This is a genomic window from Chloracidobacterium sp., assembly GCA_015075585.1.
Lineage (GTDB): Bacteria > Acidobacteriota > Blastocatellia > Pyrinomonadales > Pyrinomonadaceae > OLB17.
Window position 1 is genome coordinate 617392 of record JABTUB010000002.1, and the last position, 21326, is coordinate 638717.

The 21326-nt window shown below is 55.0% G+C and carries 18 protein-coding genes; 11 read left to right on the top strand and 7 right to left on the bottom strand.

Features of this window, described 5'->3' with window-relative positions; genetic code table 11:
• The first annotated feature begins 57 nt into the window (after window positions 1-57).
• Window positions 58-663, top strand: a complete 606-nt coding sequence (locus HS105_11785) for a transglutaminase family protein (protein MBE7517266.1) — start codon at window positions 58-60, stop codon at window positions 661-663.
• Window positions 664-951: 288 nt separating this feature from the next.
• Here HS105_11785 and HS105_11790 read toward each other — a convergent pair whose 3' ends face one another.
• Window positions 952-1434 (bottom strand): hypothetical protein, encoded by a 483-nt coding sequence (locus HS105_11790; protein MBE7517267.1) that lies wholly within the window; start codon window positions 1432-1434, stop codon window positions 952-954.
• Window positions 1435-1497: 63 nt separating this feature from the next.
• A complete protein-coding gene (ychF, locus tag HS105_11795) occupies window positions 1498-2598 on the bottom strand; it encodes a redox-regulated ATPase YchF (protein MBE7517268.1) in 1101 nt (366 codons plus the stop codon).
• A 117-nt stretch (window positions 2599-2715) separates the two neighbouring features.
• Here ychF and HS105_11800 point away from each other — a divergent pair, with 117 nt between their 5' ends.
• From HS105_11800 to HS105_11825, 6 genes are all read left to right on the top strand, one after another.
• Window positions 2716-3522: a DUF3108 domain-containing protein gene (locus tag HS105_11800; GenBank protein ID MBE7517269.1), complete on the top strand. Its 807-nt coding sequence runs from the start codon at window positions 2716-2718 to the stop codon at window positions 3520-3522.
• Window positions 3523-3599: 77 nt separating this feature from the next.
• Window positions 3600-4889, top strand: coding sequence for a DUF4912 domain-containing protein (locus HS105_11805; GenBank protein MBE7517270.1), 1290 nt, complete (start codon window positions 3600-3602; stop codon window positions 4887-4889).
• Window positions 4890-4979: 90 nt separating this feature from the next.
• Window positions 4980-6581, top strand: a complete 1602-nt coding sequence (locus HS105_11810; GenBank protein ID MBE7517271.1) for a DUF1957 domain-containing protein — start codon at window positions 4980-4982, stop codon at window positions 6579-6581.
• Window positions 6582-6752: 171 nt separating this feature from the next.
• A complete protein-coding gene (locus HS105_11815; protein MBE7517272.1) occupies window positions 6753-8072 on the top strand; it encodes an inositol-3-phosphate synthase in 1320 nt (439 codons plus the stop codon).
• A 236-nt stretch (window positions 8073-8308) separates the two neighbouring features.
• Window positions 8309-9517 carry an AAA family ATPase gene (locus HS105_11820; protein ID MBE7517273.1) on the top strand — a complete coding sequence of 403 codons (1209 nt, stop codon included), beginning with the start codon at window positions 8309-8311 and terminating at the stop codon, window positions 9515-9517.
• A gap of 91 nt (window positions 9518-9608) precedes the next feature.
• On the top strand, window positions 9609-10001 hold the full coding sequence (locus tag HS105_11825; protein MBE7517274.1) for a metalloregulator ArsR/SmtB family transcription factor: 393 nt from the start codon (window positions 9609-9611) through the stop codon (window positions 9999-10001).
• Between the two features lie 78 nt (window positions 10002-10079).
• Here HS105_11825 and HS105_11830 read toward each other — a convergent pair whose 3' ends face one another.
• Window positions 10080-10823, bottom strand: a complete 744-nt coding sequence (locus HS105_11830; protein MBE7517275.1) for a TlyA family RNA methyltransferase — start codon at window positions 10821-10823, stop codon at window positions 10080-10082.
• Between the two features lie 44 nt (window positions 10824-10867).
• Here HS105_11830 and HS105_11835 point away from each other — a divergent pair, with 44 nt between their 5' ends.
• The 3 genes from HS105_11835 (at window position 10868) to HS105_11845 (ending at window position 14375) form a co-directional block, all read left to right on the top strand.
• Window positions 10868-11827 carry a COX15/CtaA family protein gene (locus HS105_11835; GenBank protein MBE7517276.1) on the top strand — a complete coding sequence of 320 codons (960 nt, stop codon included), beginning with the start codon at window positions 10868-10870 and terminating at the stop codon, window positions 11825-11827.
• An 82-nt stretch (window positions 11828-11909) separates the two neighbouring features.
• Window positions 11910-12719 carry an ATP-binding protein gene (locus tag HS105_11840; GenBank protein MBE7517277.1) on the top strand — a complete coding sequence of 270 codons (810 nt, stop codon included), beginning with the start codon at window positions 11910-11912 and terminating at the stop codon, window positions 12717-12719.
• Complete coding sequence (locus HS105_11845; protein MBE7517278.1) at window positions 12720-14375, top strand: NAD+ synthase; 1656 nt, start codon at window positions 12720-12722, stop codon at window positions 14373-14375.
• Between the two features lie 5 nt (window positions 14376-14380).
• Here the strand turns inward: HS105_11845 and HS105_11850 are convergent, their stop codons facing one another.
• The 4 genes from HS105_11850 to HS105_11865 form a co-directional block, all read right to left on the bottom strand.
• Window positions 14381-15493 (bottom strand): VWA domain-containing protein, encoded by a 1113-nt coding sequence (locus tag HS105_11850; GenBank protein ID MBE7517279.1) that lies wholly within the window; start codon window positions 15491-15493, stop codon window positions 14381-14383.
• A gap of 75 nt (window positions 15494-15568) precedes the next feature.
• Window positions 15569-16537: an OmpA family protein gene (locus tag HS105_11855; GenBank protein MBE7517280.1), complete on the bottom strand. Its 969-nt coding sequence runs from the start codon at window positions 16535-16537 to the stop codon at window positions 15569-15571.
• A 252-nt stretch (window positions 16538-16789) separates the two neighbouring features.
• A complete protein-coding gene (gene sucB, locus HS105_11860; GenBank protein MBE7517281.1) occupies window positions 16790-18505 on the bottom strand; it encodes a 2-oxoglutarate dehydrogenase, E2 component, dihydrolipoamide succinyltransferase in 1716 nt (571 codons plus the stop codon).
• 89 nt (window positions 18506-18594) lie between these two features.
• Complete coding sequence (locus tag HS105_11865) at window positions 18595-19014, bottom strand: hypothetical protein (GenBank protein ID MBE7517282.1); 420 nt, start codon at window positions 19012-19014, stop codon at window positions 18595-18597.
• A gap of 100 nt (window positions 19015-19114) precedes the next feature.
• On the opposite strand from HS105_11865, the gene HS105_11870 reads away from it, so the two are divergent.
• Window positions 19115-21286: a DPP IV N-terminal domain-containing protein gene (locus HS105_11870; protein MBE7517283.1), complete on the top strand. Its 2172-nt coding sequence runs from the start codon at window positions 19115-19117 to the stop codon at window positions 21284-21286.
• The last annotated feature ends 40 nt before the right edge of the window (window positions 21287-21326 follow it).

The window sequence follows — 21326 nt, forward strand, 5'->3', positions numbered from 1 at the left end:
ATCTAGGCTTGAAAGCCGTTCTGTGCGGCGTCAGAATAGAGCTTTGGAGGTTTTGCGATGAAATTACAGCTCGAATCCGACCGGCTCGAAGATTACCTTGGCGAGATCCCGCCGATCATCGTATTCTCTACACCGAGGGTCAAAGAGACGATCGCCGCGATCGAAGCCCAGACGGATTCACCGAGAGAACGTGCGAAGCTCGCATTCGAATTCGCACGCGACAAGATCTCACATTCCTTTGATACGAACAGCGACGCGGTAACCATCAATGCCGAGGATGCGATCGATCAGAAAGAGGGCATTTGTTTTGCAAAATCCCATGTCCTCGCGGCGTTATTGCGCGGAATGCACATTCCCGCGGGATTTTGCTATCAACGCGTACTCCGCAAAGGCACTGTCGAATCCGGCTATGCGCTGCACGGGCTGAACGCTGTCTATCTTGACGGGACGGGTTGGTTCCGCCTCGATCCGCGCGGCAACAAACCGGGCATTGATTCGCAATTCTCTACCGACGAGGAAAAGCTCGCTTATCCGATCCGCGAAGAGTTGGGCGAGTATGATTATCCGCATGTTCTTACCGAACCGCTGCTTTCGGTTATCCGTGCGATGCAGGATACCGAGAATTGCCATACGCTTTTCTACGATCGGCCTGAGTTTATGTAACGCAGGATACGTCTTTCGACGCTTTTTCAGACATTGAAGCGGAAAGCACACCGTCATCTTCCTTGGAGAAATGTCTCCAAAAACTCTCTGTCTAACAATGAACTTCCCAAGTTTTTTTCTAAAACTTCCGCCGCTTCAGCGAGTGTGTGCGCGTTCGGAAATTGACTCTGGCGGCGCTCCCGAATGCACGGACAGAAAATGCCGATCTTTCTTGGCTTGTAGTGAACGGATCTAGTTGATCCCGTGCGCTTGACCCAAATTCGCCCGTGTCTGCCGACGGACGCAGTCTCACCCGCCGTATTCTTTTATCAGTTCAGCGCGTATTTGTTCGACGGACATCTTCTGCTCTTTTTGGAGTTTGAGTGCCTTGAGAGCTGAGTTCATACAGATATCGCAGACCGAGGCGTGACGATCCTCAAAGCAGCTGTGCAGGCTCTTGTGCCCGATCGAACGGTCGCAATGGCAATAACACGGAAGCTGAGCGATCGTCTTGGGGATCTCGCGCACGGCGGCGTAGGCTGCCTTTACATCGCTTTCGAACAGATCGGGCGAGAGCGTCGGCGGCAGGTCTTTCGCCTCTTCGGCGGTCATAAATGCCGGGATCGGCGGCTTCTGTCTTTGCTTAACACCGCTGTTCGCAACGGTTCGCGGTGCCTCATGCGAATGCGCGTTATCCGGTGCGGCAGTATTTGTCTCGGTATGCGTTGCGCAGCCGGTAAATGCCTGGAGTATCGATAGTGCGAGTGCGAAGACAAGAAAGCGTTTGAACATAATGTTTGTACTCGAAAGTCTATGGTAACAAAGCGGGCAAGAACAAGCCATTGCCGTACGGCGTCAGACATTGAAGCGGAAATCGACGACATCGCCGTCCTGCATAACGTATTCCTTGCCCTCAAGCCGAGCCAAGCCTTTTTCGGCGGCGGCCTTTCGCGAACCGCATGCGACAAGGTCGTCGTATGAAATGATCTCGGCGCGGATAAAGCCGCGTTCGATGTCGGTATGTATCTCGCCGGCGGCCTGCGGTGCTTTCGTACCGATAGGTATGGTCCACGCACGCACTTCCTTTTCGCCCGCCGTCAGGTAGGACATAAGCCCGAGCATGTGATACGCCGCCTTTATAAGCCCATCGACGCCGCTTGATGCAAGTCCGAGGTCTTTTAGATATTCGGCACGCTCATCCGCATCGAGTGCGACAAGCTCCGCTTCGAGCTTGGCACAGATAACGACAACATCGGAATTTTCTTTCGCTGCGTACTCCTTGACACTCGCTACATGCGGGTTCGCATCCGGATCGGCGAGTGCGGCCTCGTCAACATTCGCGGCGTAAACGGTCGGCTTTGTCGTCAGCAGGAACCAGCTTTTTACGATTGCCTTTTCGTCATCATCGAGACTGACGGCACGTGCCGGACGGCCCTGCTCAAGCACGGGCTGGATCTTATCGAGGATCTCGATCTCGCGTTTCGCATCCTTATCGCCCGCCTTTGCGGCACGCATTGCCTTATCGCGCCGTTTCTCTGCCGAAGCAAGGTCGGCAAGCGCCAATTCGATCTGGATCGTCTCGATATCGCGGATCGGATCGACACTGCCTTCGACGTGGACGATATTGTCATCGTCAAAGCACCGTACGACCTGCACGACGGCATGCGTCTCGCGGATATTTGCGAGGAATTGATTGCCGAGGCCCTCACCCTTTGACGCACCGCGCACAAGGCCCGCGATATCAAGGAACTCCACCGTCGCAGGCACGACCCTTTGTGCGCCGACAAGTTTTTCGAGCACCGCCAACCGTTCGTCAGGCACGGCTACGACACCGACGTTCGGCTCGATCGTCGCAAAGGGATAGTTTGCCGCCAATGCGGCCTCTTGTGCGGTCAGTGCATTAAAAAGCGTGGATTTGCCGACATTTGGCAGTCCTACGATCCCGGCTTGTAACATAATCGTCTCTCGAACAAAACGAGTATTTTACAATGCGGCCTGCGATATTACTACCGAACCCGTCAAGCAGATGAAATATTGGCGACAATCTGACGCAGCTTCGGGTATAATCTTCTATTGAACACTATGCGCCTCTCGAAGCTCTCAGCTCTGCTCATTATCTTTCCGGTGCTTTGCTTTTCGGCATTTGCACAGCCGGAACCCGACAAAGCTGTGTCAAAAATGCCGTTCGGCCCCGGCGAAGTGCTTGTTTATGAAGGCAAACTGACCAAGATCATAAGTGTCGGCGGTATCGCCGACCTCACGTTCAGTGTTTTGCAAGGCGAAGAGCCGGGCCGGCTCATCATCAAAACAAAAGCGGTCTCGAAGGGCGGGTTTCTGAGCCTCCTTAGCTTCAGCTTTCTTCAGGAATACGAAACGGTCGCCGATATGTCTGCCGGGCGCGTCTATAAAACAACCAAGCACGACGTGCAGAAAGAACGTGTACGCGACAGCGTGGCCGATTTTGACTACAAGGAAAAGCGCGTAACCTTTGTCGAAACCAACCCGAAAGAGCCGACACGGCCGCCGCGAAACATTGCCTCGGCAGTCGGCGATAAGATGTGGGATCTGACCTCGGCTATCTATTCGCTGAGGCTCGCACCGCTCGCGGTCGGAGCGAATTTGCAAGTTCCTGTCAGTGATTCGGGCCTTGTTTACGATGTGCCTGTACGCGTAACTGCACGCGAACGCCAGAATTCGATCTTCGGAAAGGTTTGGTGCTGGCGGGTCGAGCCGATGATATTCGGCGATGGCCGCCTTATAGAACAAAAGGGTAAAATGGTCATTTGGATAACGGATGACGCGCGTCGGCTTCCTGTTCGTTCGAAGATCTCGACGTCATTCGGCAAATTGGACGTCCGCCTGAAGTCGGTCGTGAGCTAGCCGCATTGCCTGCATTATCCCCTTCCTGCTTGTGCTTTTTTCTGCGATGGACGAAAATATGATTTTGCACGGTCAAAATGGCTAAGAGCACAGAAAGCACAACATCAAAGAAACGAGCAAAAAAGGCCGAAACGGCGCCTGTTGACCCGTTTGCTGAAACAGCGGACGGTACTCCTGCCGAGCCTGTCAAAAAGCCGAAGGCCGCAAGAACGGCAAGCTCGGCCAAGCCCGCTTCGGCCGACGCGTCGAAGCCGGGTCGCACACGCACTGCTGTAAAAGCGGCAGCGGCTAAAGATATTGGGGAGCCAAAGAGCGTTCGCAAGAAGGCTCGTAAAACAATTGCACTTGAGATCGATCCTTTTGCAGATGTTGCGGACACAGCACCGCCGATGCCGAAAAAGGCTGTGAAAAAGTCCCCTGCAAAGCGTACGGTAAAAACAAAAAAGGCGGCTGTTGCGGTGATCGAGCCGCCGGTGTTGCCGGAGCCGGAAGTCGAACTTTCGCCCGTGTTTCTCGCCCTTCGCGATGTTACGCTGCCCGAATTGGAACGCGAAAATCGTGCACAGCTGCTTGTTCAATCGCCGACGCGCATTTATTTCTACTGGTCTGTTCGGGCAAATCCCTGGCAGCAGCTCAAAGGTATTTTCGGTAATGATCTCGGCAGCTACACTCTTGTGGTAAAGCTCACCGACCTGACCGACGGCTCCGAGCAGATCGACCGCTGCGATGCCGAGGGCAATTGGTGGTTCACTACCGAACCTGATCACGAATACCGGGCCGAGATCGGCTTCTACGCCGTCAACAGGCCCTATTTCCGCATCATTTACTCGAATCAGGTACGCACGCCGCGCCGCAGCCCGAGTACGCACCCTTCGACCGAATCACGCTGGACCATCTCGGCGACAAAATTTGCCGAAGTGCTTGATGCATCAGGCTTTTCGCGCGACGCGTACGATGTCGCGATGGCAGGCGATGACGTGGCGGCGGCTGAGAATACGACACACACGGCATTTCGGCAGTTCATCGGAAACTCAGCGGCCGACCTCAGCAAGATATCGGCGGATGATATTCGCTATGTAATGCTGGCACTCGCATCCGGCGTTGCAGTTCACGAGCTTAACGGCCGCATCAGCCCGGCACTGTTCGCGATGCTGCAGGCCAGTGCTAAGAATGTCGGAAAGTCCTCGGCACGCGCTGCGCTGAAAGAACACTTCGAGATCGACGGCAGCGAGTGGCACGAAGAAGAAGCGGTGCCGGTCGTATTCGGCTCAAGCCTCGTCAATTTCCCGAAGACGTTAAAGCCGCGAAAGGCCGCATTGTCGTCGCCGCGATACAATCCTGTCAGCTCGCACAGCCTGCGGCAGTAGTTATTGGCGGCCGCCGATGTTAACATCAACTCACCATAATTTTACCGCCGTCAATGGCAGCTATTCGCGCGGCTGTAGATAACATCACGTATGCCAGCAGGATATTTCAGCCTGATACTACACGCCCATCTGCCGTTCGTCAGGCATCCTGAATATCCCGAATTCCTTGAAGAAGATTGGCTCTACGAGGCGATCACAGAAGTTTATCTGCCGCTCGTTTTCATATTTCGATCGCTGCACGAAGCCGGCGCGATGCCGCGCCTTGCAATGAACCTCTCGCCGCCGCTTTGCGAGATGCTCGCCGACGAACTTCTCCAGACGCGATACACGCAACACCTCTCGAACTTGCTTGAACTTGCGGAAAAAGAAGAGCTTCGCACGCAAACCGAAGACACCGAGTTCAATGATGCGGCGAAAATGTACGTCGAGAACCTACGCGTGTCATACGACCTTTGGGACAACCGCTATGGACGCGACCTGCTCAACGCCTTTCGCGAGCTGAACGACGAAGGTGTCATCGAGATCATAACGTGCTGCGCAACACACGGCTTTTTGCCGCTAGTTTCGACACAAGAGGCACGCCGCGCACAGATCGAGGTCGCGGCGGCAAATTATAAGAAGCACTTTGGCCGCAGCCCGCGCGGCATCTGGCTTGCCGAATGTGCGTACGAGCCGGGTGTTGAGGTGCTGCTGAAAGAGGCCGGCATCGAATACTTTATTGCCGACACGCATGCGATCCTTTACGGCGAGCCGAGGCCGCGTTACGGCGTTCATGCCCCCGTCGTAACACCGAACGGCGTCGCTGTTTTTGCACGTGATGTCGAAACGAGCCAGCAGGTATGGTCGGCCGAAAGCGGCTATCCGGGCAATGATGTTTATCGCGAATTTTATCGAGATATCGGCTGGGACGCGCCTCTGGATATGCTGAAGCCGCATCTGCACGCGGACGGAGCACGTCGGCATTTGGGGCTCAAATATCACCGGATCACAGGCCGCAACGTCCCGCAGAATAACAAGCAGGCATACATTCCCGCGTTGGCTCGGCAGCAAGCCGCAGATGATGCCGGACACTTTCTGAACGAGCGTATCAAACAGGCCCGGATGCTCCGCGACACGTTCGACGGACGCCCGCCGCTCGTCGTTTCGCCGTACGATGCCGAATTGTACGGCCATTGGTGGTATGAAGGCCCGCAGTTCCTCGATTTCTTTTTCCGAAAGGCACATTTCGATCAGAACACCATCGAGTGCATCACGCCGGGCGATATGCTCGACAGCGGCGTGCCTATTCAAGAACAGATGCCGGCAGCATCAAGCTGGGGCGAGAACGGCTACTACAAGGTGTGGCTCAACGAAGGCAATTCTTGGATGTACCCATATCAGCATGATGCTGAAAAGAAGATGACCGAATTCGCGAACGCCGCCGAAGATAACGAAATGAACTCGCGCCTGCTCAGCCAAATGGCTCGCGAACTTCTGCTCGCCGAGTCGTCGGATTGGGCGTTCCAGATCTATCAGGGCACGACCGTCGAGTACTCGAGCCGGCGCTTCCGCTCGCATATTCAGCGGTTCGATATGCTTGCAAAAATGTACACGTCGGGCGAGATCGATGAACTGCTGCTTGCCGAGATCGAGTCGCGCGACAATATCTTTGCCGAGGTGGATTGGCGGCATTACCGCACGAAAGATGATTGAATGAGGCTCTTTATCTAACTCATTCGCTGAGGAAATGCTGTGTTTTACAGGATATTTGCCCCGATCCGCAGCACCTAACCGCGCAGACGGTTTTTGTTAGCAACATCTGTCCATTAAAATAGAACATTGAGTATGACGCCATGCGCGGGCGCTCATGCCATCGGAGAAACTATGACAAAAAGTGGCGTTGAAGTTGCGCCGGCAGAGGGAAGGCTCGGTATCCTGCTCGTCGGACTTGGTGCCGTAAGCACGACCTTGATCGCGGGTGTCGAATCTGTCCGCCGCGGCATTTCGCAGCCAGTCGGCAGCCTTACACAGATGGGTACGATCCGGCTCGGTAAGCGAACTGATGAACGTGTGCCGAAGATCAAGGATTTCGTGCCGCTTGCCTCGCTCGACGACATCGTCTTCGGCGCGTGGGACATCTTTGCCGAAAATGCCTTCGATGCGGCAATGAATGCCGGTGTTCTCGAAAAGAGCCTTCTCGAACAGCTCGCCGAACCGCTGTCGTCATTAAAACCGATGAGTGCGGTTTTTGAGCAGTCGTATGTTAAACGTCTTCACGGCGATAACATCAAGCAAGGTAAGACCAAAATGGAGCTTGCCGAGCAGCTCATCGAAGACATTGCGGAGTTCAAACGCTCGAAAGGCTGCAGCCGGCTCGTAATGGTGTGGGCCGCTTCGACCGAGATATTCCTTCAGGCGTCCGACGTGCACGGTTCGCTCGCATCTTTTGAAAAAGGCCTTTACGACAACGATCCGCAGATATCGCCGTCGATGATCTACGCCTACGCGGCAATTAAGAGCGGCGTGCCTTTTGCAAACGGTGCACCGAACCTAACCGCCGACATCCCGGCGTTGATCGAGCTGGCCGAACGTGAGAAGGTGCCCGTCTGCGGCAAGGACTTCAAGACCGGCCAGACCTTGATGAAAACCATCGTCGCGCCGGGCCTAAAGGCTCGAATGCTGGGCCTCGACGGATGGTACTCGACCAATATCCTCGGCAATCGGGACGGCGAAGTGCTCGACGACCCCGAGAATTTCAAAACCAAAGAGGAGTCGAAACTCTCGGTACTCGAACACATCCTTCAGCCGCAGGTCTATCCTGAGCTTTACAAGGATTTCTCTCACGTCGTGCGGATCAACTATTATCCGCCGCGCGGCGATAACAAAGAAGGCTGGGACAATATCGACATTGTTGGCTGGCTCGGCTACAAGATGCAGATAAAGATCGACTTCCTCTGTCGCGACTCGATACTCGCAGCACCGCTAGCTCTCGACCTTGCTCTCTTTATGGATCTTGCTCAGCGTGCCGGTATGAAGGGCGTCCAGGAATGGCTTTCGTTCTACTTTAAAGCCCCGCAGACCGCACCCGGGCTTTATCCCGAGCATGATCTGTTCATCCAGCTTCAAAAGCTTAAAAATACTCTGCGGCACATGATGGGCGAAGACCTGATCACGCACCTCGGCCGCGAGTACTATGATGAATAGCGTCGGAACGAGGCGATCTCTATTGCTTTTTTCTCGGCAAATATGTTAAACAGTAAGTTGTCGAAGGCCTTCATACCTTTGGCGTTCCGATGGGCGTGTTGCTCCCGCGACATGTACCCGGCCAACTCATCAACTTTTGAAATCATCAATACTGGCGACAGACGGCCGTCTTCTTTACGGCAAGTCTGGTGTTCTGACCACGTCCCTTTACAGGGCGTGTCCTTGGGAGAAGTGAAATGAAGCAGGAATCGGCAAAGAAAAAAGAGAACGGCGAGACAGGGATCTTACTCGACCCTGACCGAAAAAGCCCTCGTGCGGCTGAGTTCGAAGATAAGCTCAGCGCTCAGATCGTCGGCCAGGAGCGCGCCGTCCGGCGTATGAGCGGCCTGTTCCAGATCTATCTTGCGGGAATGAATAACCCGACACGGCCGATCGGAACGATGCTCTTCCTCGGGCCGACCGGCTCGGGCAAGACGCGTGTTGTCGAGGCTGCTGCGGAAGTGCTATTTAACGACCCTTATGCGGTCGTAAAGATCGACTGTGCCGAATTCCAGCATTCGCATGAGATCGCCAAACTCATCGGCTCGCCTCCGGGATATCTCGGCCACCGCGAGACCTCGCCGATGCTTACGCAGGAGAACCTCGACAAGGCCCACACTGAAGATACGAAACTCACGTTCGTGCTTTTTGACGAGATCGAAAAGGCCTCAGACTCGCTTTGGCAGCTCCTGCTCGGCATTCTCGACAAAGCAACCCTTACACTCGGCGATAATCGGCGTGTCGATTTCTCAAGAACCATCGTCATCATGACATCGAACCTGGGCGCCCGCGAAATGTCTGAGATGATCTCCGGCGGCATCGGCTTTGCACCGACCAAAGCCGATAAAGCAAAGGAAGACAACGAGATCGACAGCAAGATCTATCGTACGGCTCTCGAAGCGGCCAAGCGGAAATTCTCGCCCGAGTTCATGAACCGCATCGATAAGGTGGTTGTTTTCCGCAGCCTCAAGGAACATCATCTTCGCCAGATCCTCGACATCGAGCTTAAGGCCGTGCAGTCGCGCATCACTGAATCGGCGGGGACGAAATTCATCTTTGAATGTACCGAGAAGGCAAAGGATTTCCTGCTCGGCGAAGGCATCGACCTTAAATATGGTGCACGCCATTTGAAGCGTGCGATCGAGCGATTTCTTGTCTATCCGCTCTCAAATCTTGTAGCGACCGAGCAACTCCGTACAGGCGACTTCGTCATCGTTGATTTTGACGAAAGCCGCGAAGGCCTGATCTTCAGAAAGCAGGAAGGTAAGATGATAATTGCCGACCCCGCAGAAGAGTGGGTCGAGCAAACGCCGCTTGAGAGCGCCGATGCCGCAGGCATGCCGCTGCCGCAGGCACAGCCGGCAACAGCACTTTCACGCTCGCAAGGCGAGAATAACGAGAGCTGATATTCCGCCCGCCTGTCATCACCATCGAGGCCGCTGCTAACAGCGGCCTTTTTTCTTGCATTACATATACGGATAACGTAATATGTGCAGCATGGCCACAAAAACCGATGAGCAAGAACTGACCGACGTCTTTCTCGCACTTGCAGACCACACCCGCCTGCAGATCGTCAGGCTGATCGGCAATTCCGAGGTTTCGGTAAGCAGGTTGTGCGAAGCTTTGGACGAAAGCCAGCCCAAGATCTCACGACACTTGGCAATGCTGCGCTCATTTGGCCTTGTAAATACAAGGCGGGACGGCAGGTCGATACACTACAGTTTGGTATCGCCCGTAAACCCGGCCGCGAAGGCGATCCTCGAAATCGCAGCGAACGGAACCTCGGCCGCCTCCGACACGGACGATGCAGTTACTCTAAAACAACATACATACGCCGAGACAGATATATCAACTCCTGCATTGAACGATATCGAGATATTCCTGCTTTGACCGAATGGCTGCTCACATTGCGGTGCTTTGGCCCGCTCAATGCGTGCAGCGTTCCATGATCCTAACTTGTGAGGCCGCTCAAGGATCGAGGCGATAAAGTGCCAGAAATTCCTTATTCCCTTCGGCCCCCAAGATCGGCGAATCGATCAGCCCGGCGCGGAACAGCCCGAGGCGAGCGGCGAAATCGTTCACCTCTGCGACAACACGCTCGTGCTTCTCTGCCTCACGGACGATGCCGCCCTTGCCTACCTCGCCGCGGCCGACCTCGAACTGCGGCTTGATCAGAACGATCAACAGACCTTCCGGCTTCAGCAATTCCATAACGGCGGTAAGCAGCATCTTGACCGAGATAAAGGAGACGTCCATTACCGCGATATCGAACCGCCGGATAAAGTCCTCGGGCTTGAGTTCGCGAGCATTCGTATTTTCGCGTACCTCGACGCGCGGATCGCTGCGAAGCCGCCAAATAAGCTGGTTCGTACCGCTGTCGATGGCAGTGACCGAAGCGCCACCGTGCTGCAAAAGGCAATCGGTAAAACCGCCTGTCGATGAGCCTATGTCGATGCAGTGAAGCCCTGCCGGATCGATACGGAACTGCTCCAGCGCGGCTTCGAGTTTCAAACCTGCGCGGCTCGCGTATTTTGATTCGCGTGAGACGCCTTTGATCCGTATCGCCGCATCAGGGGCGAAACTCTCTGACGGTTTCTCGACACGGCGTTCATTGACCAGCACCACGCCTGCCATGACCATCGCCTGTGCCTTTGTTCGCGAATCCGCCATTCCGGCAGATACAAGTAGTTTATCGATGCGTTCCTTTTTCACGATGCGCTATACAGAATGTTATGTTATTAAGTTCGGGGCCGTTAATGGAAAAGATCGAATTACCTGCATCCGTCCGCATGGCCGCGTTCACGCGATACGCTTGGGCGACACTATTTTATAACGTCATCGTTATTCTTTGGGGCGTATTTCTTCGCGCGTCGAAATCAGGCGACGGCTGCGGCCGGCATTGGCTTACCTGCCAAGGCGAGGTGATACCTTCGGCACCCGAATTAAAGGCCCTTATAGAATATTCGCATCGTATAACCAGTTTCTTCTCGCTTGTGTCGGTCGTGGTGCTGGTAATTTGGGCATTTCGCAGATTCGGTAAAGGCGACCGCGTACGAAGATCGGCGGTCGGTGCTCTTATCTTTGTCGTAACTGAAGCGCTTGTGGGTGCGGGCCTTGTTCTGACCGGCAACACGGCGGAGACCCTAACGAACGCAAGGCCATTCTGGATGGCAGGCCATTTGCTGAACACATTCATTCTGCTTGGCTTTCTGACGTCAACTGCGTGGTTCGCAAAAAACGGCCGCACTGTGAACCTCCTGCGCCCCGGCAAATACGCGGCAATGCTCGCCGCCATTGCTCTCGGCATAACGGTCATCGGAATGGCTGGGTCGCTCACGGCACTTTCCGAAATGTTATTCCCTGCCGAAAGCCTTTTGCACGGCATTGATCAGGATCTTTCATCCGCATCGCACATTCTTGTCCGCTTGCGGCTGCTGCATCCGATATTGTCGGTCGTGATCAGCGTATTTGTGATCTTTGCCGCCGGTTGGCTTGCCCGCGAGAGCGGGCGCGACCGCAGCACCGTTCGCTGGTCGAACGCGATCACGGGCCTGCTTATCTTTCAGATCTTCTTTGGTGGGGCGACACTGCTCACGCTCGCACCCATAGTTATGCAGGTCGGTCATCTGCTGATCGCTGACCTTATTTGGGTCTCGTGTGTATTGCTGGCACTAAGTTTTTATGCGGCGCCGGCAACAGAAGCGGGCGGCGGGTAGAAATCATCGCTTCAATTACGTTATTATTTGCAACAACAAGCGGCGCCGAACCGTTATTCTTTGCGGGATCAGCCGACCATCGATGCAGCGACGTATCCTTATTGTTGACGACCATAACGGCCTTGCCGGATCGCTCGGTGAGGCGTTCGGGCAGATGGGGCATTTTGTCCGCACGATCCATTCGCGTTCGGAGGCTGCGGCTGTCGATGACATCGAGAGTTTCGACCTTCTGATCAGCAACCTTGACGTCGCCAACGAACAACCAACGCAGTCAGTTTGCACATCGCCGTCATCGTGTCCTGCTTGCTCCACACTGATCGGCGATCGCGAACAGGCGACGATATTTAAGCTTTGTGCCACGAACTTTCGACGTGCGGAGTTTGACGAAGACGAGGTCTGCAAACTCGTCGCGACCGTTCTGGAGCACAAACTGAGGTCGTCGGGCACTTGTTCAACACCTAATTCGGTCCGCGAATATATCGAATTCGAGCTGCCTTCCGTTATCGGGCTGATGCACACCGTGCTCGAATATCTGATGCGGCGAGTAGAAACGCGGGGGCTTACAAATCCCGAGCGTTCGAACCTTTTTGTTGCGCTCGACGAGGCGTTCGTGAACGCCGTAAAGCACGGCAATAAGTACGACCCGACCAAGCTCGTTCGTCTAGCAGCCTCGATCTCAAGCACCGAGGCACGGTTTGTGGTCGAGGATCAGGGCGAGGGTTTCAACGTAAAGGCCATCGCCGACCCGCTCGACCCCGAAAATCTTTTCAAAACTTCGGGACGCGGCGTTCTCTTTATCCACAACATCATGGACGAAGTTACCTACAATGAACGAGGCAATCGCCTCACGATGGTGAAACGCGGCGACACCGTAACGCTCGAGAAAGCATAGATGAAAGTTACGATCGGCCAGATCAACACGACCAACGGCGACATCGCAGGCAACGTCAAAAAGATCATTGATGCGATCGAACGTGCAAAGGCCGACAGATCTGACCTTGTCGTCTTTCCTGAGATATCCACTCACGGCTACACTTCGCAGGATTGGTTCGAGGATCCCGATATCATCAATAACGCAGCTCACGCCTTGGATGAGATCATTCCGGCGACAAAAGGAATCGCTGCGATAGTCGGCACCATTCGAATGAATGACAGCGCTGACGGCCGCCGTATATTCAATTCCGCGGCTGTAATAGCGGACGGCAAATTGCTCGGTATGGCAGATAAGACACTGCTGCCCGAGTACGACGTTTTTGATGATCCGCGATGGTTCGAGCCGAACCACGCACCGCACCGCCTTTTTGACATTGCGGGTATCAGAACAGGCGTCGTTGTCTGTGAGGACCTTTGGAACGACAAGACCTTTTGGGATGACCGCCTCTACAGTAGCGACCCTGCCGATGAGGCCATAGCCCTCGGAGCCGAACTTCTGGTCTCCATAAATGCGTCGCCGTACAACAAGGGCAAAATACGGCTTCGATGCGAAATGGTCGCCCATCGTGCACGCACACAGGCCATACCGATCGTTTTTGTCAATCTCATCGGCGGCAACGACGGGATCATCTTTGACGGAGCGAGCCTCATTGCCGATGAAGAAGGCGACATTATCCTGCAGGCGGCGGCTTTTGAGGAATTTGTCGAAAGCGTCGAACTTGACGTACGCAAGCCGGATACACGCGGCATCACGGGCGGCGAGACAGCCTCCGTTACAGATGCGCTCGTGCTCGGCATACGCGATTACGCACACAAGAACGGCTTTAAGAAGGCCGTACTCGGACTGAGCGGCGGAATGGACTCCGCTCTTGTTGCAGCCCTTGCGGCACAGGCACTCGGGCCGGAGAACGTACTCTGCGTAATGATGCCTTCGCCCTTCTCATCGGAAGGCAGCGTGCGTGACAGCGAGGAACTAATCCGCAATCTCGGCTGCGACAGCCGCATCGAACCGATCTCCGATGCATTTGAAGTGCTTATCAAACAGCTTGGCCTCAGCAAACCTTCACGCGGCGGCGAAAGCCTTGCGGCCGAGAACCTGCAATCGCGGCTCCGCGGCGTGATCCTGATGGCGATATCGAATTCCGAAGGCCGCCTGCTGCTGGCGACCGGCAATAAGAGCGAACTTGCGGTCGGCTACTGCACGCTCTACGGCGACACGAACGGCGGAATTGCGGTGCTCGGCGACGTGCTTAAAACAGAAGTATGGGCGATCGCGCGTGACATCAACCGACGGGCCGGACGCGAGGTCATTCCAGGCAAGATCATTGAGAAGCGTCCGTCGGCCGAACTGGCGCCGAACCAGTTCGATCAGGACAGCCTGCCGCCCTACGAACTGATGGATCCGATCCTACAGATGTATTTTGAACAAAAGGCGGCACCCGAGGCTATCATTGCCGCCGGGCATGATAAGGAGCTTGTCTATTCGATACTGAATAGAGTTGAGCATCCGGCGAACGAATTCAAACGGCGGCAATTACCGCCGCCGCTCATCGTCTCAAAGAATGCGATAGGCGTCGGCCGCCGGCGTCCCGTAACGCACAAATACCGCCGCTAGACGGCCTATTTGGTGTAATATCCGATCCGCGAACGCGAACGCAGCCCCGGCCGCGACGGCAGCGTAACTTCCAGTTTCACATATTGGCCCGGCGGAAGATCTATCTCGGAATAGTATTGGATGAGGTACTGCGAACGCACCTCATTTGCAAGCTGACGAAATATCCGGTCAAGTGCGGCAGTGTTCGCACGGTCGTTATTCTCGTTGGCGTAATTATCCTTTGTATCTATAGGCTGAAATTTCGGCAGGAACGCCGTACCGCCGGTTTCGTCGGCGAAGGCCTGCATATTCTCTTGCCCGAAGGTACTTATCTTATTGAGCTGAAATGAGCTTCCCGCAGGATTTATCGAGTAAAAGACGGTGTCGCCGTTCTGCAGGATCTGCAGAACACGCTGCCGCTCCTTGCGGCTTGCGGCATCACGGGTTGCGACCGTCAGCTTGTAGAGCTCTTTCGAGTCTATGGTATTGATCTTTCTGCCGATCTCGGCATAGCCCTTCTGAAGTGCCTTTGCGATGTTATCGCTGTTGGTATCTTCACCGTCCGATATGGTTACAATGACGCGCCGAGTGCCGTCCGGCGCGTTCTGCTTGAGGTATTCTGCCGCCGCCCGCACCGTATCGTAGAACGCCGTATATTCCTTCGTCGCCTGTATCGAACGAAGTGCCGCCGCCGCATTCTCAGCCGTATCGAGCGGATGGACGAGCCGAGGTGAGGCCCCGATGCTGAATATGCACGCCCTATCCTCGGGCCGCATCACATCCTTTAGGAACTTGGCGGCGGTCTCGGCCTGAAATTTGAACATCGGGCTGGTCGTCGCCGAAATATCGAACAATAAAGCGATGTCGAGCGGCACTTTGTCCGCCGACCCGACCGAGTCGATCACCTGCGGCTTGCCGTTCTCGATCACACGAAAATCCGCGGCCGTCAATCCGCTTACCGCAACGCCCTGCTGATCGGTAACCGCGACAGGTATCATCACAAGCTGCGAATCGACCTTTATGATCTCATCATCCGGCGTCGGCGTTTGCTTTGGTGCGGTTTGTGCGAAAATGGCGGCAGCACAGGCAATGCTAAGGACAAGCAGATGCGCGGCTCGCACGATCGGTCGGCTGTTCATAATATCGGCAAAGAAAAAGGCGTTGCTGCCTGAGTGTGTCGATCTCAGCAAAAGCAACGCCTTGTCACAGGATGGTTATTCTTCGTTGGGATTGCTGTCCGGAGCCTTTATCTCAACGTTGGTGTTGATGCCGCGGCTCACAAGCAATTTTACTTCGACGCGGCGATTCTGGGCACGGCCTTCCCTTGTGGAATTATCGGCGACTGCCTGCAGTTCGCCAAAACCATATGATGTACCGATGCGGCGAAGCGGAACGTTGCCCTGCTCGACAAGGTAATCAATGACGGCCTGAGCACGACGCTGGCTTAGAACCTTATTCTTGGCCGCATTGCCCTCCGACGACGCAAAGCCTGTTACCTCGATGCTGAATCCCTTGAGTGTCTGTGAAGCGGACGCTATCTGGTCAAGCTGAGCCTTTGCTTCGGGCGAGAGCACCGAGCTGTTGACCTTGAAATTGACTGTCGCCGTTGACTGCACAACATAATCGTCTATATCGCTAATGCGTTTATTTGTCGCATTTACACCCGCGACCGCCGCATCGGCAGTATCTTGTGCGGCCTTTGCTCCGCCTTTTGCCGCGTTCGATATTGCCATCAGCTCATCGATCTGACCCGAAAGGCGCGAGGCGTTCTGTTCGGCTGCCGTAATGCGTTCCTCAGCGGGCGTTACACGGGCATCGATCGACTGCGCGGTCAGCAAATTGCTCTTGCTGAAACGGACCTTCGTCGCCGATAGTTTGCCGCTGCTGTCGCCGCGGCCCTCGACCTCTAGGTTGAGTCCGCGCACGAGGGCCGAGGCCGGATAGCGGTCGCCGCCGAAAAAGGCATTATTCTTGATGCTTGCATTTGGTTCGATCGCAATGCGTGTATCAACACCGGTCGCGTCGCGGATGATCATGGTCGAGTCGTTCTCTTTTGAAACGATAACGCCCTGGATCTTGTATTTCTGCCCGTTGGTCAGCGAGCGAAGTTGGTGATCTTGTGCAAGTGCCGCCACTGCAAAGATCGAGAGCATGAAGACGACTGCACCAATTTTCCTGATCATAGTAATTCCTCCGAAATGTCGCTGTATTGTCGCGAGAAGATGGACAACAGTGTTTCGACGCACGCCGTGCGAACGAGGTTGCAAACTTCTGAAATTTGTTTCAAATATCCGGTTCGTGCATCGAACCAAGAGAAAAGGACTGAAGACATTATACGGCACCGCGACCGCAAATGTCAGCAAAAAAGTTACGCAAAATGCATATCGGCCCCGCGCGAAGAGGCAGCCGCACTGCGACAATGCCGGGCCTATTCGCTATATCTCGAACGGCGCGTTCTCAATATAACGCTTCATATACGAGAGGAACTTCTCTGCATCTGCACCGTCAACTATACGATGATCGTAAGTTAATGCAAAATAAGCCATTTGCCGGATCGCAATGTAGTCATCACCATCGGGTGATGTCATCACTTTCGGGCGTTTTTCTATTGTGCCGACGCACAATATCGCAACCTGCGGCTGATTGATTATCGGCGTACCGAAAAGGCCGCCAAAAACGCCCGGGTTCGTAATCGTGAAAGTGCCGCCTTGAACTTCGTCGGGGTTTAACTTCTTGGCTCGAGCGCGGTCCGCCAGGTCGTTCGCGCTGACCGCAAGCTGCGAGAGCGACATTCGGTCGGCCTGTTTGATGACCGGTACGATCAGGCCCCAATCTAGTGCGACCGCCATACCGAGATTGATGTCGCCTTTATAGATTATCTGATCTCCGTCAACCTGCGAGTTCATTATCCGATGCTCGCGTATAGCAGCCGTTACAGCCTGAAAAATGAACGGCATAAATGTAAGCTTCGTGCCGTATTTCGCCTGAAATGCTGCCTGATTTGCCGCGCGGAACTTAGCGACATTGGTCATATCGAACTCATAAACGCTCGTAACGTGTGCCGAGGTCTGCTTTGAGAATGTCATGTGCTCGGCGATCTTCTTTCGCATCACCGACATCTTCTCGATACGGTCATCGACCGCTATCGCCGGCGGCGGCGGGACGAACGGCACAGCCGCCTTTGCCGCAGGCGGCGGTACCGGCGGAGCTCCTTTAACAAGCAGGTCTTGCGGCCGAAGAGCAGCACCGGTCTCGATAAAGCTGAGTATGTCGCCCTTTGTAACGCGGCCGCTCAAACCGCTTCCCGGAATTCGCGTAATATCGATTCCGTGTTCAGCCGCGATCTTTCGCACAAGCGGGCTTGATTTGGTTCGGCGAAGTTCATCCGCCGATGCCGAGCTTGTATCCGCATTTGCGTGGACATCCGAGATCACAGGCGGCGTTATTATCGGAGCGGCCGGAGGCGGAGCAACAGGCGATGCCTCCGCGGCTTTGGCAGGTTCCGAAACCGTAACAGCCGACCCTGAACCGCCGACAAGTGCAAGGACCGAGCCGACCTCAACCGTTTCGCCTTCCTGCACTTTGATCGCGAGCAGTTTGCCCGCCGTAGGCGACGGAACCTCGGCATCGACCTTATCGGTCGAGATCTCGAGCAAAGCTTCGTCCTTAGCGACATCGTCGCCAACGGCCTTGAGCCATTTTGAAACGGTTCCTTCGGTGATCGATTCGCCCATTTGGGGCATCACGACCTCTGCGGCAGCCGACGGATCCGCCGGTGCGGGAGTTTGCGGCACAGATACGGCTTCTGCGGAAGGCTGAGGCTCTTCAGCCTTTACCGGTTCTGCCGGCTGCTCAGGCACGGCGGCCGGTTCGGGCTTCGCCGGCGTTTGCGGAGCATCAGCAGGCTGCTCGCCTTCTTCGCCTATCACGGCTAGAGCAGTGCCGACCTCGACCGTCTCGCCCTCTTGAACATTGATCGCAAGCAGAACGCCGGCGGCCGGACTCGGCACTTCGGCATCGACCTTATCGGTCGATATCTCAAGCACGGCCTCATCCTTATCTACCTTATCGCCGACAGCTTTCAGCCACTTTGAAACGGTTCCCTCGGTGATCGATTCGCCCATTTGGGGCATTACGACTTCAACGCTCATAAAATCTCCGCAAAAAAGGTGTCAATTAGGTAGGATACAAGAATTTGGCCGCAATTTGAATTGATAAAGCCTATCCTGCGGATGAACGGCTACGACTGTGGGCCGATATTCGCCCTTACGACCGATACAAGCCGGTCGAACTGCGCTACCGAACGCGGCAATGCCACGGCTCCGCCGGGGTTCGTCATAAGAACACCGCGTTCGTCAATCGCTTCGATCTCTGTCCATAAAAGCCTGTGCCGCTTGAACTTAATGCCATTGTCGCACACGGTAACGACCGTCTTTCGCTGTACGGCGAATGAGAACATCATAACGACATAGATCACGAGGAATGCCGAGGCAAGCAAAAAATAGCCTATATTCTGCCGTAGATAAAAGGCAAGCATCATCGCCAAAAAGAACATGAATGAGAGCACGCCGATAAATACGGCACGCTGAATTATCGCGGGCTGAATCGGGTGGATCGACACTGTTTTGCCGAGATCGGACATCAGAAAGGATGTAATCATATCAAATTACGCTTGCTGGTGAATACCGCAGCGGCGGCGAAATGCAGTACACTGATGGGTGATACGGAAACAAAACTTTCGCTTCTGCGTACTAGAACAAATGAGAAAACTATCATTCTTCGTCCTTTTGATCGCGGCTTTCGCTTTTACGGCGAATGCACAAAATGCTCTTACGGCCGAGGACTACGCCCGCGCCGAAAAGATGCTCAGTTACAACACTGCGCCGCTCGTTGACCGTGCGGGCGTTCGTCCTGTATGGCTGCCGGACGGCCGTTTTTGGTACAGGGTGCTGACGCCGACGGGAAGTGAATTCGTCCTTATCGACCCGAAGGACGGATCGCGAAAGACGGCGGCAAAAATAACCGATCTCGGGCTGTCCGCGGCTCCGTCAATGGGAATGTTTCCGGCACGCTTTAGCGGCAACGCGATCATCTCGCCTGACGGCACAAAGCAGGTTTACATAAAAGACTGGAACCTCTGGGTCAAGGACCTGAATTCTGGCAAAGAAAAGCAGTTGACGACCGACGGCATAAAGGACTTCGGCTACGCCACTGATAATGCCGGCTGGAAGCACAGCGAACGTGCCATTGTGCTGTGGTCGCCCGATTCGAAAAAGGTCGCGACCTTTCGGCAGGATCAGCGGCACCTGCAGGATATGTATCTCGTTACTACGAACGTAGGCGCACCGAAACTCGAACAATGGAAATATGCCCTGCCCGAAGACAAGGACATCGCAAAGATCCATCGCGTGATAATTGATCTCGAAACAGGCAAGCTTGTACCGCTCAAAATGGAGGCGGACGACCACCGCTCGACGCTTTGCGACGATATAGCGTGCGGCGGTGAATTCACCGACAATGAATGGAGCGCCGACAGCACCACACTCGCCTTTGTTTCGAGCTCACGCGATCATAAGTCGGCAAAGTTCCGCATTGCGAACGCCGCTACCGGCGATGTGCGCGACGTTTTTCAAGAGGTTGTTCCGACACAATACGAGTCAGGGCAAGGTGCGGTCAACTGGCGTTACCTGCCTGAGACCAATGAAGCGATCTGGTACAGCGAACGCGATGATTGGGGCCACCTTTACCTCTACGACCTCGCGAAGGGTACGGTCAAGAATCAGATAACGAAGGGCAATTTTGTCGTAACCCGCGTAAGGCGCGTCGATGCCAAGAACCGCGTGATCTTCTTTGAGGCGAACGGCCGCGAAGCGGGACGCGACCCGTATTTCTCGCACTTTTACCGCATCAATTTCGATGGCTCCGGCCTGACACTCCTGACACCTGAGGACGGCAACCACGCTGCGATGTTGTCTGACGACGGCAAGTATTTCGTTGACAGCTTCTCGAAGCCGGACGTGCCGCCGACAGCGGTGCTTCGCGATATGAACGGCAAGTTGATCGCTAACCTCGAGAAAGCCGACATCTCGCGCCTGACGGCAACAGGCTGGAAGCCGCCTGTTCCTATCAAGGTCAAGTCGCACGACGGCCGCTGGGATCTTTACGGCGTAATGTTCCTGCCGACGAACCTCGATACGAGCAAGAAATATCCGGTTGTAAACTATATTTATCCCGGGCCTCAGGGCGGAGGCGTCGGCTCGCGGTCATTCTCACCGGCACGCGGCGACCATCAGGCTCTCGCGGAACTCGGTTTTGTTGTCGTCATTATAGACGGAAGCTGCAACCCGAACCGATCGAAGTCGTTCCACGATGTCTGCTACGGCAATATGGCCGACAACACGCTCGAGGATCAGATCTCAGGCCTCAAGCAGCTTGCCGAAACCCGCCCGTATCTCGACCTGACGCGCGTCGGCATTTGGGGCCACTCGGGCGGCGGATTTGCGACGGCGGCGGCGATGTTCCGCTTTCCGGATTTCTACAAGGTCGGGATCTCAGAGTCCGGCAATCACGACAACCGCAACTATGAGGACGATTGGGGCGAACGCTACATCGGCCTGCTAAACGGCGACAATTACGCACGGCAGGCAAATCAGGTCTATGCCAAGAACCTGAAGGGCAAGCTGCTGCTCGCACACGGTACGATGGACGATAACGTGCCGCCGTACAACACGCTGCTTGTCGTTGACGCTCTGATCAAGGCGAATAAGGACTTTGACCTGCTGATGATCCCGAACGCAAGGCATGGCTTCGGTGCGGCGAACAACTATATGATGCGCCGCCGCTGGGATTACTTCACGAAGAATCTTCTCGGCGTCGATCCGCCGAAGGAATACGAGTACCTGCCGAAGCAGGACCCGCGACTGATGCAGTAGCGGCATCCGCATTCACTTAGCGAACTCAGGTATTAGCCGC